This window comes from Halopiger xanaduensis SH-6 (assembly GCF_000217715.1).
GTDB lineage: Archaea > Halobacteriota > Halobacteria > Halobacteriales > Natrialbaceae > Halopiger > Halopiger xanaduensis.
This window is the reverse complement of record NC_015666.1, coordinates 3633891-3650784: the sequence shown is the minus strand read 5'-3', so window position 1 is coordinate 3650784 and position 16894 is coordinate 3633891. Positions and strand designations below refer to the sequence as shown.

Annotated in this window: 18 protein-coding genes; 13 read left to right on the top strand and 5 right to left on the bottom strand. The window is 65.9% G+C overall.

The window, feature by feature from the left end:
- Positions 1-2 precede the first annotated feature (2 nt).
- The gene (locus HALXA_RS17720) at positions 3-527 is read left to right on the top strand and encodes a phosphopantetheine adenylyltransferase (RefSeq protein ID WP_013881784.1); all 525 of its coding nucleotides are present in this window, start codon (positions 3-5) and stop codon (positions 525-527) included.
- Between the two features lie 16 nt (positions 528-543).
- Here HALXA_RS17720 and HALXA_RS17715 read toward each other — a convergent pair whose 3' ends face one another.
- Together HALXA_RS17715 and HALXA_RS17710 are read right to left on the bottom strand one after the other, a co-directional pair.
- Complete coding sequence (locus HALXA_RS17715) at positions 544-1023, bottom strand: hypothetical protein (RefSeq protein ID WP_013881783.1); 480 nt, start codon at positions 1021-1023, stop codon at positions 544-546.
- Positions 1020-1679 carry a nucleotidyltransferase domain-containing protein gene (locus HALXA_RS17710; protein ID WP_013881782.1) on the bottom strand — a complete coding sequence of 220 codons (660 nt, stop codon included), beginning with the start codon at positions 1677-1679 and terminating at the stop codon, positions 1020-1022. The genes HALXA_RS17715 and HALXA_RS17710 overlap by 4 nt, the downstream gene beginning before the upstream one ends.
- Positions 1680-1844: 165 nt before the next feature.
- Here HALXA_RS17710 and HALXA_RS17705 point away from each other — a divergent pair, with 165 nt between their 5' ends.
- The 6 genes from HALXA_RS17705 to HALXA_RS17675 all read left to right on the top strand — a co-directional run bounded on the left by HALXA_RS17705 (position 1845) and on the right by HALXA_RS17675 (position 7593).
- Positions 1845-2051 (top strand): hypothetical protein, encoded by a 207-nt coding sequence (locus tag HALXA_RS17705; RefSeq protein ID WP_013881781.1) that lies wholly within the window; start codon positions 1845-1847, stop codon positions 2049-2051.
- 93 nt (positions 2052-2144) lie between these two features.
- Positions 2145-2612 carry an RNA-binding protein gene (locus HALXA_RS17700; RefSeq protein WP_013881780.1) on the top strand — a complete coding sequence of 156 codons (468 nt, stop codon included), beginning with the start codon at positions 2145-2147 and terminating at the stop codon, positions 2610-2612.
- Between the two features lie 126 nt (positions 2613-2738).
- On the top strand, positions 2739-3383 hold the full coding sequence (locus HALXA_RS17695; RefSeq protein ID WP_013881779.1) for a TetR/AcrR family transcriptional regulator: 645 nt from the start codon (positions 2739-2741) through the stop codon (positions 3381-3383).
- Positions 3380-4882, top strand: a complete 1503-nt coding sequence (locus HALXA_RS17690) for an MATE family efflux transporter (RefSeq protein WP_013881778.1) — start codon at positions 3380-3382, stop codon at positions 4880-4882. Before HALXA_RS17695 ends, HALXA_RS17690 begins: the two co-directional genes overlap by 4 nt.
- A gap of 187 nt (positions 4883-5069) precedes the next feature.
- Positions 5070-6308, top strand: a complete 1239-nt coding sequence (locus tag HALXA_RS17680) for a cation:proton antiporter (protein WP_013881777.1) — start codon at positions 5070-5072, stop codon at positions 6306-6308.
- 112 nt (positions 6309-6420) lie between these two features.
- Positions 6421-7593 carry an SPFH domain-containing protein gene (locus tag HALXA_RS17675; RefSeq protein ID WP_013881776.1) on the top strand — a complete coding sequence of 391 codons (1173 nt, stop codon included), beginning with the start codon at positions 6421-6423 and terminating at the stop codon, positions 7591-7593.
- A 26-nt stretch (positions 7594-7619) separates the two neighbouring features.
- Here the strand turns inward: HALXA_RS17675 and HALXA_RS17670 are convergent, their stop codons facing one another.
- Positions 7620-8606, bottom strand: coding sequence for a calcium/sodium antiporter (locus HALXA_RS17670; RefSeq protein ID WP_013881775.1), 987 nt, complete (start codon positions 8604-8606; stop codon positions 7620-7622).
- A 150-nt stretch (positions 8607-8756) separates the two neighbouring features.
- Between HALXA_RS17670 and HALXA_RS17665 the strand changes: the two genes are divergently transcribed.
- Complete coding sequence (locus HALXA_RS17665) at positions 8757-10535, top strand: YcaO-like family protein (protein WP_013881774.1); 1779 nt, start codon at positions 8757-8759, stop codon at positions 10533-10535.
- A gap of 4 nt (positions 10536-10539) precedes the next feature.
- On the opposite strand, the gene HALXA_RS17660 is transcribed toward HALXA_RS17665, so the two are convergent.
- A complete protein-coding gene (locus HALXA_RS17660) occupies positions 10540-11058 on the bottom strand; it encodes a hypothetical protein (RefSeq protein WP_013881773.1) in 519 nt (172 codons plus the stop codon).
- A 154-nt stretch (positions 11059-11212) separates the two neighbouring features.
- On the opposite strand from HALXA_RS17660, the gene cmk reads away from it, so the two are divergent.
- Together cmk and HALXA_RS22245 are read left to right on the top strand one after the other, a co-directional pair.
- Entirely contained in the window at positions 11213-11830 is a 618-nt protein-coding gene (gene cmk, locus HALXA_RS17655; RefSeq protein WP_013881772.1) for a (d)CMP kinase, read from the top strand.
- Positions 11831-11984: 154 nt separating this feature from the next.
- Positions 11985-12152 carry a hypothetical protein gene (locus HALXA_RS22245; protein ID WP_013881771.1) on the top strand — a complete coding sequence of 56 codons (168 nt, stop codon included), beginning with the start codon at positions 11985-11987 and terminating at the stop codon, positions 12150-12152.
- Positions 12153-12236: 84 nt separating this feature from the next.
- Here HALXA_RS22245 and guaB read toward each other — a convergent pair whose 3' ends face one another.
- Positions 12237-13736, bottom strand: a complete 1500-nt coding sequence (gene guaB / locus HALXA_RS17650) for an IMP dehydrogenase (RefSeq protein WP_013881770.1) — start codon at positions 13734-13736, stop codon at positions 12237-12239.
- Between the two features lie 224 nt (positions 13737-13960).
- Here guaB and HALXA_RS17645 point away from each other — a divergent pair, with 224 nt between their 5' ends.
- The 3 genes from HALXA_RS17645 to HALXA_RS17635 all read left to right on the top strand — a co-directional run bounded on the left by HALXA_RS17645 (position 13961) and on the right by HALXA_RS17635 (position 16657).
- Positions 13961-14929, top strand: coding sequence for an acetamidase/formamidase family protein (locus HALXA_RS17645; protein ID WP_013881769.1), 969 nt, complete (start codon positions 13961-13963; stop codon positions 14927-14929).
- Positions 14930-15104: 175 nt separating this feature from the next.
- Positions 15105-16277: a bacterio-opsin activator domain-containing protein gene (locus tag HALXA_RS17640; RefSeq protein ID WP_013881768.1), complete on the top strand. Its 1173-nt coding sequence runs from the start codon at positions 15105-15107 to the stop codon at positions 16275-16277.
- A gap of 47 nt (positions 16278-16324) precedes the next feature.
- A complete protein-coding gene (locus HALXA_RS17635) occupies positions 16325-16657 on the top strand; it encodes a HalOD1 output domain-containing protein (RefSeq protein WP_013881767.1) in 333 nt (110 codons plus the stop codon).
- Positions 16658-16894: the final 237 nt, after the last annotated feature.

Below are 16894 nucleotides of genomic sequence, written 5' to 3'. Positions count from 1 at the left end.
GTATGGACGTCGCGCTTGGTGGGACGTTCGACCCCGTTCACGACGGCCATCGCCGGCTGTTCGACCGGGCGTTCGAACTCGGAGACGTGACCGTCGGGCTGACGAGCGACGACCTCGCGCCGAAGACGCGCCACGTCGAGCGACACGTCAGACCGTACGACCAACGGAAGGAAGCCCTCGAGACCGAACTCGAGCCCATCGCCGAGGAGTACGACCGGGAGTTCGAGATTCGCCCGCTTGAGGACCCGACCGGCATCGCGACCGAACCGCAGTTCGATTACTTGGTCGTCTCGCCGGAGACCCGCGACGGCGGCGAACGGATCAACGAGCTCCGCCGGGAACGCGGCCACGAGCCGCTCGAGGTCGTCGTCGTGCCGCACGTGGAAGCCGAGGACGGAGACGTCATCTCGAGCACCCGGATCGTACAGGGGGAGATCGACGAGCACGGGAACGTGCTCGAGGGCGACACTGACGAGGTTCGAACAGACGACGGACCTGACGGCTCGAGTGAGTCGATGGAGAACTGACTGACCTCGCGTGGTACTAACAGAGACACTCTTGCGTCCGGGTTAGCTGAACGATCTCTTCGTGAAGCGTCGTGGCGAGCTGAAAGATCGTTCGTGCTCGATATTCGCCGGCAACGCCCGTTCGATAGTACGATTCCGAACGGTTCTCGAGCCAGAGTTCCTCGAGTCGATCAGCGATAGTTTGGGAGAACAACCCGGCTTGCACCCCTAGATCGTACACTTCCGTATGCCGCTGTCCAGCGACGTCGTATCCCTTCTCCTCGACGTAGAACTGGATCGATCGCTCGATGGCGACGAAAGACGACTCTATGATGACCGTGAAGTGACCGTTACGATCCAACAGGAAGCCTGCAGCATCAAGGAGGCGACACGCCTTGCGCAATTGAAGCGCTGCGGAATTCGAGACGTGTTCGAGGCCGACCTCCGGAACATCCGGTTTGCGCTGGAACGCGTCTTCCGCGTCACCGAGCGCTGCCTCGAGTTCGTTCGAGGTCATTCGAGTTTCCCTCCGAAGAGATCGTGTTTGAATTGCTGCAGCGGTTCACTATCTGCGAGAACTATTCCCTCTTGGAAAATTCGCTGAAGGTCGTTACCGCGGCGCCGAGCACTCTCAACGGACTCGACAAATACTTCGAACTCGTATCGCTGCCCGTCGATCGGCTGTTCCTCCAGTTCGCGTGCGATATCCGAAACGGTTCGCCGTGTCGGTATCAACTCGTCGTCATCGGCGACGAGTAGAAAGACATCGATGTCGCTCATTCGATCAGCTTCGCCACGTGCCACGCTTCCGAAGCAAACAATTCCAGCGACGGTCGAGAGCTCTTTGTTGACCCGACTCACGAATCGTTTGAGTGGTTCTCGAAACTCTGTCTGAGGGATCTCGAGGAACGGATCGTCGGCGTTGCAAAGCCGTCGTTCGTTGATCCGATACAGGGTCTTGGTACCGGTATCTCGCCGAACGAGTAGTTCCATTCCAGTGAGCAGCGAGAGTGCGTTCGAGACGCTGGGTCCGCCGTACCCCGTGAGTCGTTGCAAGTCGCGGTTCGAAAATTCGGACGAAGGGTTTTGAGCAACGATCTCCACGATATCGTCCATCGCTCCGTATCGAAAGATCTGTTCGTCGGGTAATGGCAGCCGCACTTTAACATCCATTCTTTACACAAAACATAACGCGTTACATACCATATAATGGTTGCTGTGGCCGGAATATCCGTTCCGATTCGAATAGGGTGTAAGCAGTCTCCGTACTACTGACCCCATTACGGATAGAATATCCGAATCAGTTCCTTTTTACGCGACGGCGGGGAATTCCAGCACATGAGCTTCGAGGAAGACGATCGCGTCGTCCTGCACGACGAGCACAGCGAGTTCGACGGCGAGACCGGCACCGTCACCCAGACGATGGAATCGATGTTCGGCGACGTCACCTACACCGTCAGCTTCGAGGACGGACAGGAGACCGGCATTCCCGAGGACGCCCTCGAGGCGGCCGACGAGGACGCCGACGACGAAGACGAGGAATAACGACCGCCGAGACGCGACCGGCTCCAACCGTCCGCCTCGCGTCGTCGGTAGCGGACCGCGTTCGCGTTCACGCTCACACTTTCCGAATCGTAAATGCCACAGATACCGCTTCACTACGTCGACTTACGGACGTTCTGCTACGCCACCGAGGACGAAAAGCGAGTCGAGGAGGCGCTGCGAACCTTCCTTCCCGACCGCGAGGGCGACGATGCCGACGAACCGTTCCCGATCGAGCGCGCCGAGAGCGAGGGCCACTACGGCGACCGCATCCTCGTCCTCTCGGCCCGCGTCGAGAACGCCGACGACGTCCGCCACGTCCTCTCGCGGCTCGCCGACCTCGAGTCGTTCGACGAACTGATGGACGAACTCGACGAGCGGGTAACCGAGAACACCGAGCTCTTCCTGCGACTCGACAAGCAGGCGGCCTTCGAGGGCGACGTTCGACTGGGCGACGGCATCACCTTCCGCGGCAAGGTCGAGGCCTACCCCGCGAAGAAGGAGAAGGCCGTCGCCAACGCCGAGGAGGTTCTCGAGCGGCTGCGCGAGCAGACCCACGACTAACTCGAGTTCGCCGTCGGCGGTGTTCGGCTCTTTTCCGTTCGACGCCGCTCCGAGCCATACGACATAGCTTCCGGTGCCGAAGCTCTTTTGACTGGCCGGTCAGTAAGTCCGATAGACTCGAGCCGAATGAGCGAGGAGACGATCGACGACATCATGGACGCGACGTACCGGGCGCTCTGCGAGCACGGGTACGCGGAGCTGACGATGCAGGATATCGCCGCGGAATCGACCAAGAGCAAGGGGACGCTTCACTACCACTTCGACGGCAAGCGAGAGTTGCTCGAGGCCTTCCTCGAGCACCTCATCGAGCAGTTCGAGGCGCGAACGGAGACCGTTCCCGGCGAGACGCCGGCCGAGCGGCTCCACGCGTTCGTCGACGAACTGCTTTCGTCCGCGGACGACGACTCGGCGACGGCGTTCCGGACGGCCATGCTCGAGATCAAGGCGCAGTCGCCGTACGACGAGGCCTATCAGGAGCGACTCGCGGAGTTCGATCGGCGGCTTCGCGATCGGATCGCCGATTTCGTCGCCGACGGCGTAGCAGCCGGCGAGTTTCACGAGGATATCGACCCCGAAGCGACGGGCGAGTTTCTCGTGACCGTCTTCCACGGCGCCCAGACGCGGGCGGCGGCGGTCGATCGGTCGCCGGAGCGGACGAAGGCGTACGTGCACGACTACATCGACGAAGCGCTCCGCGCGGACGACGGCGGGAACGCTGACGTCGATGTCGACGAACCGACCGCAGCGAGTGGACAGGAGGGGTCCCGATGAGTCTCCTCAACCGACTGGTCGCGCGGATTCGGACGCAACTCGAGCGCGTCTCCGGACTGTTCAAGGGGCCCGACGAGGTCGACCTGACCTCCGGCGAGATCGCGAAGCCGCTGTTCTTCCTCTCGCTGCCGATCGTCGTCACGAACCTGCTCCAGACTGCCTACAACCTCATCGACACGTTCTGGCTCGGCCAGTACAGCACGACGGCGCTGGCGGCGATCAGTTTCGCGTTCCCGATGGTCTTCCTGCTCATCTCGGTCGGAATGGGGCTGTCGGTCGCCGGAAGCGTCCTCGTCGCCCAGCACATCGGCGCGGGCGAGGAGGCGGAAGCCGAGTACGCCGCGTCCCAGACGGTCGTCCTGTCGCTGGTCGGCGCGACGCTCATCGGGGTCGTCGGCTACGGGCTCGTCGACGACCTGCTCGCGCTGCTCGGCGCGTCCGAGGCCGTCCTGCCGCCCGCGACCGAGTACATGCAGGTCATCTCGCTCGGCATGGCCTTCATGTTCGGCTTCTTCGTCTTCATCGCGCTCATGCGGGGCTACGGCGACACCGTCACGCCGATGCTCGTGATGTTCGGCTCGGTGTTGCTCAACGTCGTCCTCGACCCGTTCCTGATCTTCGGCTGGGGGCCGTTCCCCGAACTCGGCATTCAGGGGGCGGCCGTCGCGACCGTCTTCTCGAGGGCGCTCGCGCTCGTCGTGGGGCTGGCGATCATGTTCCGCGGCCGGCGGGGCGTTCGGATCCGTCTCGGGCAGATGTGGCCGGACCTCTCGTTCGCGAAAAAGCTCGTCGGGATCGGGTTCCCGGCGTCGATCGAAGGGATGGGACGCGCGCTGTCGATCAACCTGCTGCTGGTGATCGTCGCCATCTTCCCGGATACGGTCGTCGCCGCCTACGGCGTCGGCACGCGCGTGTTCTCGGTCATCTTCCTCCCGGCTGTCGCGGTCGCCCGCGGCGTCGAGACCATGACCGGGCAGAACATCGGCGCGGGCGAGCCGGACCGCGCGAAGGAAGCTGCCGACTTCGCCGCTCGGACCATGTTCCTCATCCTCGGTGCGCTCGGCGTCGTCGCGTGGATCGCCGCGGAGCCGATCATGGCCGCGTTCACCGACAACACCGAGGTCGTCGACGTCGGCGTCACCTTCCTCCGGTACGTCGCGCCGACGTTCGGCTTTATCGGGATCATGCGCTCGTACAACGGGAGTTTTCGCGGGGCCGGCAAGACCCTTACCGCGGCGGGCATCGTCATCGTCATCTACGCGCTCGTCCGGCTGCCCGTCGCCGCCGGCCTCGCGCAGACCGGACTCGGCTCCCGCGGCATCTGGATCGCCTTCGCCGTCTCGAACGTCCTCGGGGCCGGGCTCACCTACGTCTGGTACCGCCGCGGCACCTGGCGCGACGCTGACGTCCGGGACGCTGCACCCGGTCCGGGTCCGGGCCCGCAGGCCGGCGACGACCGCGGCCTCGAGGCCGATGCGGAGGTCGGTGCCGATGACTGACGAAAGCTGGACCGAGAACGCGGCGAGGACTGCCAGCCCCCTACCACTGAAGTATCTCTGCCGCGACAGCACCGACCACCGGACAATAATGGGGAGCGACAGCTCGAAGCAAAGGCGTCGGGGGATCGAGACGGACGACCAGCGCCGCCGCTCCGGTCTGCGGGTTCGCGACGCGAGGTGGTAACCGATGGTCGAAGCCGTTTCCATCGACATCTTGAGCCTCCTGCTGGTGCTGACGGTCGCGTGGATCTTCGGCGCGGTCGCCGAGCGGCTGGGCTACCCGACGATGATGGGCGAGCTGTTCGCCGGCATCGTCTTCGGGCCGCCGCTGCTGGGACTCCTCCACGGCTCGGCGCTGCTGAGCAACCTCGCGGATCTGGGCGTCTTCCTCCTGATGGTCTTCGTCGGGATGGAGGTCGACCTGCGCGAGCTATTCCGACTCGGCCCACAGTCGCTGCTGATCGCCTTCGGCGCGTTCGTCATCCCGTTCGGCCTGGGCTACGTCGCCGGTATCTGGCTCGGCGTCTCGGTCGGCGCGGCGCTGTTTTTGGGTCTCGCGATGGCCGCCACCTCGTTGGCTACGAAGTCGCGCATCCTCGCCGACCTCGAGTTGCTCGACACGCGGATCGCGAACGTTCTCCTCGGCGGCGCGCTGGCCTCCGACGTGGGCGTGCTCGTAGCCTTCGCGGGCGTCGACAGCTACGTGACGGCGGGGGCGCTCGATCCGGCGGAAATCGGCATCATCCTCGGGAAGACGGTGGCGTTCTTCGCAATTACGCTCGTGCTCGGCTACCGGTTCCTGCCGGTCGCGTGGCACCACATCGAGCGCCAGCGCGAGCGGTACGGCTTCGTCGACCGGACGACCGCCTTCACCTTCGCCCTGCTCGTGTCGCTGCTGTTCGCCTACCTGGCGACGCTCGCGGACCTGCACATGATCATCGGCGGCTTTATGGCCGGCATGTTCCTCCGGCAGGCCGACGTGGAACCCGACCTCTACGACCACATGCACACGGTCATGTACGACCTCGCGATGGGGCTGTTCGCGCCGATCTTCTTCGTCACGGTCGGGTTCGAGATCGGCTTCGGGGTCTTCGTCGACTCGTTCGGAATCCTCGCGCTGCTCGTCGCCGTCGCCTTCCTCGGGAAGATCGTCGGCTCGTGGCTGTTCGCGCTCCCGACGTCGCTGACCTCCCGGGAGGGGCTGGTCGTCGGCTTCGGGATGAACGGCCGTGGCACCGTCGAGATCATCATCGCGCAGGTCGCCTTCGAGGCCGGCGTCATCGACCAGTCGATGTTCTCCATCCTCGTGTTCATCGCCATCTTCACGACCGCGCTCGTCCCCGTCACCGTTACCTGGGGCGTTCGCCTGCTCGAGCGGGCCGACGAACTCGTCTATATCGACGCATCGGCGACGGTCCACGACTGAGCGACCGCACCCGTTCCACGGACCGCGGAGGACCCAGATCCGACGGGTCGTACTCGTCGCAGTTGTTTAGTTACGGCCAAGAGTTATTCGCCCGGAGGCCGTACCGTGTGTAATGGTAGCAACCACATCCATACTCGAGCCCCTGCAAGCCCAGCAGCTACTCGAGGATCCGCTGCTGCTCGTCGGGGCGCTCGTGCTCGTCCTCGCGGTCGCGACCGTCTGGTCGATGGTCGAGATCGTCGACGCCTACGACCGGGGCGCACTGACCGTCTTCGGGGAGTACCGCAAACTGCTCGAGCCCGGACTGAACGTCGTGCCGCCGTTCGTCTCGCGGGTGTACACGTTCGACATGCGAACGCAGACGATCGACGTTCCCAGCCAGGAGGCGATCACCCGCGACAACTCGCCGGTGACCGCCGACGCCGTCGTCTACATTCGCGTGATGGACGCCACCCGCGCGTTCCTCGAGGTCGACGACTACGAGCGGGCCGTCTCGAACCTCGCCCAGACCACGCTGCGGGCGGTGATCGGCGACATGGAACTCGACGACACGCTGAGCCGCCGCGAGATGATCAACGAGCGGATCCGCCAGGAACTCGACGAACCCACCGACGAGTGGGGGATTCGCGTCGAATCCGTCGAGGTCCGCGAGGTCACCCCCTCCGCGGGCGTCAAGGGCGCAATGGAGGAACAGACCTCCGCCGAGCGACGCCGCCGCGCGATGATCCTCGAGGCGCAGGGTGAACGCCGCAGCGCCGTCGAGCAGGCCGAGGGTGACAAGCAGTCGAACATCATCCGCGCCCAGGGTGAGAAACAGAGCCAGATCCTCGAGGCGCAGGGTGACGCGATTTCGACTGTCCTGCGCGCCCGCTCCGCGGAATCGATGGGCGAACGCGCGATCATCGACAAGGGCATGGAAACCCTCGAGGGGATCGGCCAGAGCGAGTCGACGACGTTCGTCATGCCTCAGGAACTCACCTCGCTGGTCGGCCGCTACGGCAAGCACCTCTCCGGCAGCGACGTCGAGACCGACGGCACGGACCTGGAGAGTCTCGACTTCGACGAGGAGACCCGCGAACTGATCGGACTGGACGACATCGCGGATATCATCGGCGACATCGAGGACGCCGAACTGGACGTCGAGGCGATGGAGGAGGAGGCCCAGGCGATCCAGGAGGGCGAGGATATGGCCCCCGAGTCGACGGGCGAGGTCATCGACATCTCGGAGACGCGCCAGCGGGACGAAGCGGATACCGACACCGACGGCGGAACGGAACAGGACTAGCGGCCGACGCTCGGTCGCACGAAACGCTAGCCGCTCACCCCGAGGAGCCCCAGAATCCACCGAACGATTTCGGAGGCCGCGAACAGGGCGCCCTCCAGACGAGAGAGCACCCGATCCGTCCAGAGCGCGGCGACCATCAGTAGCGCAATTCCGGCCAGCCACGCGACCGACTCGAGCGACGCGGCGCTGGTCGCGAGCGGCCGGATGACCGCCGCGACGCCGAGGATACCCGTGAGGTTGTAGATGTTACTGCCGATGACGTTCCCGACCGAGACGCCGAAACTCCCCCGCTGGATCGCCACCAGCGAGACGGCGAACTCCGGCGTCGAGGTTCCCGCCGCGACGATCGTTCCGCCGATGATCCACTCGGAGATACCGGCGTCGCGGGCTAACTCCGAGGAAGCCGCCACCATGTAGTCGCCGCTCACCAGCACCAGCGCCAAGCCGCCCGCGAGAAAGACGGCGTCTCGGCCGCGAAAGGAAACCCGTTCGGTCACCGGCGGCACCGCTTCGCCGTCTCCGATCGAGCGATCCGCAGTTCCGTCCGATTCCCGCCGGGTGGCCCGAAGCAAATAGACCGTGTAGGCGACGAACGAACCCGCTAAGATCACCCCCTCGAGCCTCGTCACCCGGAGATCGAACAGGACGAGTCCGCCGAGGAGGGTGCTCGCCAACAGCGCGGTCCCGTCTCGACGGACGACCGAGTCCGCGACCGGGATCGCGGTCACCAGCGCGACGACACCCAGAATGAACGCCAGATTGTAGATGTTCGAACCGAGGACGTTCGCGACCGCGATGTCGCCCAGACCTTTGAACGCGGCGTCGATCGACACCGAGAGTTCCGGCGTCGACGTCCCCATCGCGACGACCGTCAGCCCGATGGTGAGATCCGAGAGCCCGAACCGCCGAGCAAGTCGAACGACGGCGTCGACCAGAAGCCGCGCGCCGACCCACAGACCCAGCACCGAGACGAGTATGACGCCGATCTGGAGCGCCGGACCGCCTTGAACCATGATGCGGGGATACCGCTGACCGATCAATCAACGTTGGGATATCCGGCCGTCTTTGCGGCACCTCGTCGTCGGTCAGCCGAGCGCTCGATTCGACGACGCCCCGCCGTCTCGAGCGCGGCGCTTTTACTCGCGGCCTGTGACGGTTCCCGTATGCAAGTCCACGTCGTCGGCGACGATCCGGTCCGCGAGGCCGTCGTCGCCGCGCTGGGAGACGTCGATATCGACGTCGCGGACGCCGAGCCCGCCGATCTCACCGACGCCCGGTTCGGCGTCGTCAGCGGCGTCGTTGGCTCGGACGCGTTCGAACGGGCGAACGAAGCCGCTCGAGCGGGGTCGACGCCCTGGATCGCCGTCGAGATCGGCGGCGTCGGCGGCTACCCCCTGTCGTCCGTCGACGCCGCGGCGTCCGGGTTCGCGCCGGGCGCGGGAACCGGCTGTTTCGACTGTCTTCGCGCTCGCGTCGCGTCGAACCTCGAGGAGGGAGAAACCGCGGACGGGCCGCAAGCCGATCGCGCCGCGGCCCGTCTCGCCGGCGCGGTCGCCGGCCGGGAGTGCGTGCGCGTCTTCTCCGGCGAGGACGAGTCGATTATCGGGCGCGTCGTCGAACTCCCACACGCCCGACGACGCCTCCTTCCGGTCCCCGGCTGTGAGTGTGCGGACAGCGAGCGGGATCGGACGCTCGAGCGAGACGACGACTCCCTTGCCCTCGATTCGGCCGTCGACCACGCGGAGGCGGCCATCGACGACCGCGTCGGCGTCGTCGCGAGCATCGGCGAGGTCGAGTCGTTCCCCGTCCCCTACTACCTGGCGACGAACGCGAACACGACCGCCTTCAGCGACGCCAGCGCGCCGCGCCAGGCCGCCGGGGTCGCCGACGACTGGAACGCCGCGCTGATGAAGGCCGTCGGCGAGGGCCTCGAGCGGTACTGCGCCGGCGTCTACCGCGACGCGGAGTTCGTCCGCGCCAGCGAGGGCGACCTCGAGAACCCCGTCTCGCCGACCGACCTCGTCCGGCCGGACGACGCGTCCGAGTACGACCCGGCCGAGGAGTACCGCTGGGTTCCCGGCGAGAACCTCGTCACCGGCGGGCGGGCCCACCTCCCCGCGGCGGCCGTGCAGTTCCCCCAGCCCGGCGCGGAACTCGTCCCCGCGATCACGACCGGACTCGGACTGGGCTCCTCGACGGTCGACGCGCTGCTGTCCGGCCTGACGGAGGTCCTCGAGCGCGACGCGACGATGCTCGCGTGGTACTCGACGTTCGAACCGCTCGAACTCGCCGTCGACGACCCCGCGTTCGCGACGCTCGAGCGCCGCGCGCGAAGCGAAGGCCTGTCGGTGACGCCGCTGCTGGTCACGCAGGACGTGGACGTACCGGTGGTCGCAGTCGCGGTTCACCGGGAGCCGGACGATCTCGACGCGGACGCAGAAATCGACCCCGAAGACGACGCCTGGCCCGCCTTCGCGGCCGGTTCCGCGGCCGACCTCGACGCGACGGCCGCCGCGACGGCGGCGCTCGAGGAGGCCCTCCAGAACTGGATGGAACTGCGGAATCTCGGCCCCGAGGAGGCGGCCGATCAGTCGGGCGCGATCGGGGAGTACGCCGCGTTCCCGACGCCAGCACAAGAATTCGTCGCCGTTGGCGGCGATCGGGTGCCGGCCGAGAGCGTCGGTCCCGACCCGGTTCCGTCGGGCGAGGACGCCCTCGAGTCGCTGCTCGAGCGCGCGGGCGACGCCGACCTGACGCCGTACGCGGCGCGGCTCACGACCCGCGACGTCGAGTCGATCGGCTTCGAGGCGGTCCGGGTCGTCGTCCCCGGCGCGCAGCCGCTGTTCACGGGCGAGCCGTTCTTCGGCGACAGAGCGCGGACGGTGCCGGACGAGTTGGGGTTCGAATCTCGCCTCGAGCGGGCGTTCCACCCGTACCCCTGAGCACTCAGCTAGCGGATTCGGCGTCGGAATCGCCCGTCTCGTTCTCCGTGGTGGTCGAGTTATTTGAACCGTTCGCGGCGCTCGAGTCGTTCGAACCGTTCGTGGCGTTCCCCACGGTTTCGTTCGCGGCGTCGCCGGCCCGATCGACTTCGATCACGAGTCCGGCGTCGGTGAGTTCGATCGAGACGAATTCGGTCTCGGACGTGATCGACACCGCTTCGACCTGCTCCTGCTCGTTGTTCTCGCCGAACAGGACGACCTGCAGACTTTGCTCCGTCCGCCCGAGGTGGGGCGGATACGCGGTTTCGTTGGGCGAGACGGAGTACTGCTCGTCGTAGCTCTGGCGGTCGTTACCGAGTTCGCGGGCCCGAAGTTGGATGTTGTACGTGCGACTCCCGGAGTTGTGGATCTCGACCGGGACGACCCCCTGCAGTCCGAAGTGTTCCTGAACTCCCTGAATACAACCCGCGAGCCCCACCGTCGCGAGCACGCTCGCGGATCGAAGTACCGTTCGGCGGTTCACGGTCGGCACTCGGGACCGGACGACCGTAGGCGTTGCTCTTCCCGTCCGCCATCTCGTAGAGCGGTCCCGGCCCCGCCTCGAGGAGATACTGTCACCAACTATCACTCGGGTCGAGAGTCGGACACCTTTTCAAATCGCGCGTCCTTGCTCCGACATGGCAACGACCGAGTCCGCAACGAGCGACCCCGAGATCGAAACGACACTGTTTATCACCGTCTCCGGCCCGCCGGGCTGCGGCGCGACGACGCTGTGCGAACGGCTCGCCGACGCGATCGGCTGCCCGTACGTCTCCGGCGGCGACATCTTCCGCGAACTTGCCGAGGACCGCGAGATGAGCCTCAACCAGCTCACCGCGAAGGCCGACGAGTCCGACGGGATCGACCGCGCGCTCGATCAGCGACTCCAGCAGATCGCCGAGAAGTGGGGCATGGCGAACAAGCCCTTCATCCTCGAGTCGCGGCTGGCCGGCTGGCTCGCCGGCGACCGGGCCGACCTGCGGATCTGGCTCGACGCGCCCGAAGACGTCCGCCTCGAGCGCATCGAGGATCGGATGGAGACCGAAGCCGAGATGCGGGTCCGCGAGGTCAGCGAGGCCGGCCGCTACCAGTCGTACTACGACATCGACATCGACGACCGCGAGTTCTACGATCTCAACATCAACACGGCCCGCTGGGGGAAGGAGGGCGTCTTCGAACTCGTTCGAACCGCCATCGAGGAGTACGAGCCCGCGATCGACGAGGGCGCGTTCCGGACGCCGAACGTGGACCTGTAATCGATCGGACCGTCCGACCCGTCTCGCCGCTCTCTCTTTCTCTCGAGCACAACCGGCGGAACGCCATCGTAGCTTTCTCCCCAGCGTCGCATGTGAAGCGTGTTCCGACGACGCCGGCACCACCTTTGAAGACGCTCACGGTGGTCGGAATCCTATGGACGACAATCAAGACGCACGTATCGACCGTCCGGAACTGCTCTGCGACGCGATCGTCGGGCTCATCGACGACCTCGAGGCCGACGAGATACTCGACGAGGATCGGGCGTCGGAACTACGGTCGGATATTTATCGGTCGATCGACGTCCCCGAGGAAGAGGAATAGCGACGGATTTCTCGCTCCGAGTTGCGTTTCCGAGCGAGCGGTTTTCGTCGGTCGGCTCGGCGGCGCCGATCAGTTTAGTTCAGTTCAGTTATCGGGCGAGTAGTTCGGGGCTTCGTCGGTGATGACGACGTCGTGGGCGTGGCTCTCGGCCTGGCCGGCCGAGGAAACGCGGACGAACTCCGAGCGGTCCTTGAACTCGGGGACGGTCTCGGCGCCGACGTAGCCCATGCCCGACTGCATGCCGCCCGCGAGCTGGTGGAGCTCCGACTGCAGCGAGCCCTTGTACGGCGTCGCGGCCTCGACGCCCTCGGGGACGTACTCGTCCTCCTCGTCGGGCTCTTCCTTGAGGTATCGGTCGCTGTCGCCGGACTTCATCGCGCCGACGCTCCCCATGCCGCGGTACTGCTTGTACTTCTTGCCGTTCATGGTGACGACCCGTCCCGGCGCCTCGTCGGTGCCGGCGAAGTAGGAGCCGAGCATGACCGCGTCCGCGCCGGCGGCGACCGCCTTGATCGCGTCGCCGGAGTACCGGATGCCGCCGTCGGCGATCACGGGAACGTCGTGTTCGGCGGCGACGTCCGCAACCTGCGCGACGGCCGTGATCTGGGGCATGCCGGCGCCGGAGACGACGCGGGTCGTACAGATCGAGCCCGGCCCGATGCCGACCTTGATGCCGTCCGCGAAGTCGACCAGTTCCGCGGCCGCCTCGCGGGTGCCGACGTTGCCGACCACGACGTCCGCCTCGACGTTTTCTTTGATCTCGCGCGCACCGTCGATGACGTTCAGGTTGTGCGCGTGCGCGGTGTCGATGAACAGGACGTCCGCGCCGGCGTCGTCGGCCGCGAGCGCGCGGTCCTCCTCGAACGGACTGACGGCGACGCCGCAGCGGAGGCGCCCGTCCTCGTCGCGGACCGCGTCGCCGTACTCGCGACGCTGGAGGATGCCCTGCATCGTGACCAGTCCCACGAGGAGGTTCTCGTCGTCGACGACCGGCACGCGCTCGATCTTGTGCTCGTACATCAGGTCGAACGCCTCGCGGGCGTCGACGTCCTCCGGCGCGGTGATGACCTCGTCGGTCATCGCCTCCGTGACGGGGTCGTCCTCGTTGACCTCGAGGTGCGGGCGGATGTCCGTACTCGAGATGATGCCCAGCACTTCGCCGTTGGTGTTGATGACGGGGGCGCCGCCGACGCCCTCGCGAGCCATCAGGTCGTCGACCTCGCGGACGGACATCTCGGGGTCGGCGGTGACGACCGACTCCTGGGGGATGATGAGTTCGTCGGCGCTCTTGACGCGCTCGATCTCCTCGACCATCTCGTCGATGTTCATGTTCCGGTGGAGGACGCCGAGGCCGCCGTGGCGGGCCATCGCGATCGCCATGTCGCTCTCGGTGACGGTGTCCATCGCCGCCGAGAGGATCGGGACGGAGACCTCGACGTTCTTCGAGACGCGCGAGGTGAGGTCGGCGTCGTCGGGTTCGACGCGGCTCTCCTTCGGGCGCAGAAGGACGTCGTCGAAGGTTAGCGCTTCCGGTACCTGCAGTTTCGAGGAATAGGGCTCGTGCTCGGGAACGTCGTTCGCCATGTAAACCGTCGGGTCCCGCCCGCAAAAAACGTTGCGAGATAGAGCCGCGTGAGAACCCGTGACGAGCCTCGCATCGGCGGATTCGGTCGGACGTGAATTACCGCGTCAGCGGGCGGTGAGTCCGTATTCATCGGGTGTACTTTCCGGTGATCGTTCGCTCGAGTTGGCGCTCGGGAACCACCGACAGCCCAATTTATCTACGCCGGCGTCGTCTACTACAGCACATGTCAACCAACGGCAGGGTAGATCACGAGATCGACGCCACGGACGAGACCCTCCACAGCGACTGGAACAGGGCTCGCGAGCCGGTTCGGACGATCGAGTCCGGCGACGCCGTCCGGTTCGAGTGCCGGGACGCGGCCAACGGCCAACTCGGTCCGGACTCGACGGTTGCGGACCTCGCCGAGTTAGACGTCGATCAGGTCCACACCTTGACCGGCCCGATCGCGATCGACGGCGCCGAGCCGGGCGACGTGCTGGAAGTCGAGATACTCGAGCTCGAGCACCGCGGCTGGGGGTACACGCTCGTGCTGCCCGGCGAACTGGGAATGGGACTGCTGCCCGAGGAGTTTCCCGAACCCGCGCTACACGTCTGGGACCTCGAGGACGGCGTCGCGCGCTTCGTGAACGGAATCGAGGTGCCGCTGCATCCGTTCCCCGGAACTCTCGGCGTCGCACCGGCAGAACCGGGCGTGCACGACACGAATCCGCCCCGACCCGTCGGCGGTAATCTGGACATCAAGCACCTGACGGCGGGGTCGACGATGTACCTCCCGATCGCAGTCGAGGACGGGCTGTTCAGCATCGGCGACTGCCACGCCGCGCAGGGCGACGGCGAGGTCTGCATCTCGGGCGTCGAGGCCCCGATGTCGGTCACCTGCCGGTTCGAACTCCGTTCGGAAATGGACCTCGAGCGGCCCCAGTTCGAGACCGACGGCCCGTTCACATCCTCCGGGCGCGACGAACCGATGTACGGAACGACAGGAGTCGGCGACGACCTCCGCGAGGCGGCAAAAGACGCTATCCGCGGGATGATCGACCACTGCCACGCCGAGCGCGGGCTCACGCGCGAAGAAGCCTACATCCTGTGTTCGGCGGCCGTCGACCTGAAGCTCAATCAGGTGGTCAACGCGCCGAACTGGACGGTATCAGCCTACCTGCCGGAGCAGATCTTCCCCGACGCGGACGCGTGAGCGGTCGCTGCTGACTACCGCACTGCCTCCCGCGGAACGTGAGAACTGACAGTCTAACTCACATTCGCGAGGCACACTTATCCGTGGACGCCGTATGTGACGCTATGAATCGAGGGGCACTCGAGGGGGACCCGATCGCTTCGGGCACCGGTGACGCCGGACGGACGGTGGGACGATGACGGGATCGGAACCGACGGAGGTCGCGTTCTTCGAAACGGGGACGGACGCGGAGGACGCGGAGCGGGACGGATCGCGGTCGGCTCCCGGCGACGATCGACGCCTCCCGCCGCCGGATCTCGCCCGCCGCCTCTTCGACGTCAGTCCGATCAGTACCGTCGTCATCGACTCGGCGGGTGCGATCGTCTACGCGAACGAACGGGCGATCGAAACGCTCCGCCTCTCGAGCGACGAAATCGTAAAGCGGGCGTACGAGCCGTCCGAGTGGAACATCTCCTACGAGGACGGTACGCCCATTCCCGTCGACGAGCACCCCGTCGCGCGCGTCTTCGACACCGGCGAGCCCGAGTACGGGTTCGAACACTGGCTCGAGTTACCCGACGGGACCGAGCGGTGGCTGGTGACCAACTCCCGACCCGTCGCGAACGACGCCGGCGACGTCGAGTACGTCGTCGTCGCGTTCGAGGACGTCACCGACCTGAAGCGCCGCGGCGAGCGGCTGCTCAGCGACCACATGCGACGGCTCGAGTTCCGCGCGGATCAGTCCGCGGTGCCGCCGTCGCTCCGCGTCGAGGAAGGCGAGCGGCGGATCGAGGTCGAATCGGTCGTCTCGCTGCCGGACGATGAGACGATTCAGTACATGGGCACGTCGGACCTCTCGGCGAGCGATTTCGTCACCGCCGTCGAGGAGGTGCCCCACTACGTCGACGTTCGGCTCCTCAGTACGTCTGACGGGTACAGCCGCATCGAAGCCCGCGCGGAGGAGGCGACGGTCTCGGAGGTGTTCCAGTCGCTGGGCGGCCAGCCACGCGCCGTCATCATCGCACAGGACGAAGTCCGATTTCTCGGCGAGTTACCCGGCGACGTCGATCACCGGCTGGCGGCGGAGGGTATTCGCCGGTTCCACGACAACGTCGAACTGGTCTCCGAGGACCTCGTCTATTCGCCGCACCTGCTGTACGACATCGTCGCCGACGCGCTCACCGACCGACAGCTCGCGACCCTCGACGCCGCCTACTTCAGCGGCTACTTCGATACGCCACGAACCAGCACCGGCGGCGAGTTGGCCGACCGCTTCGGCGTGACCCGCCAGACGTTCAACCAGCACCTCCGAAAGGCCCAGCGATCCGTCCTCGAGCACCTCTTCGAGGAGGTCGACCGGGGTCACTGACTAGTCAGCGTCCACCCTTACCACGGTCGCACCCGTTCAGAACAGTAATGAGCGACAACACGACCCACTCGGATTCCTCCTCGTTCCGGCACATCGAAGTCGGAACCGACGGTGACGACACCCCTGCGGTCCTCCACACCAGTTTCGACGGCGGTTCCGATTCGATCGTCGTGGCGATCGTCGAAGCCGTCGCGACCGTGACCGGCGAGGACCCGATCGACATGCCGCCCCTGTTCGACACTATCAACCCCGAGGCGCTCAACCGGCTCGTGGCCCCGTCGACCCCTCGCGACCAGCACGTCGAGATCAGCTTCGAATACCAGGACTGTCAGATAACCGTCTCGAGCCGCGGCGATACGGTCGTCGTCCCCGACCGCTAATCGGCTTTCGGCCGTCTTTTCTCGTCTCTCACGTTGGCAGTGCTCTCGTTCGATCAGCCGCGTAACCGTCGCCACCGCTGCTCCCTCGGCAACTGCCGTTATCGATCGTTACAGATCCGTACACTAGCGTCCGATCGTGGGCGTTAGTGTCGGGAAACATATGGATCGTGGAACCGCGTCTCACACAACGCTTATTGACAATCCCAACCTTTGCTCGAGTATGTACGCTGTGAGTTC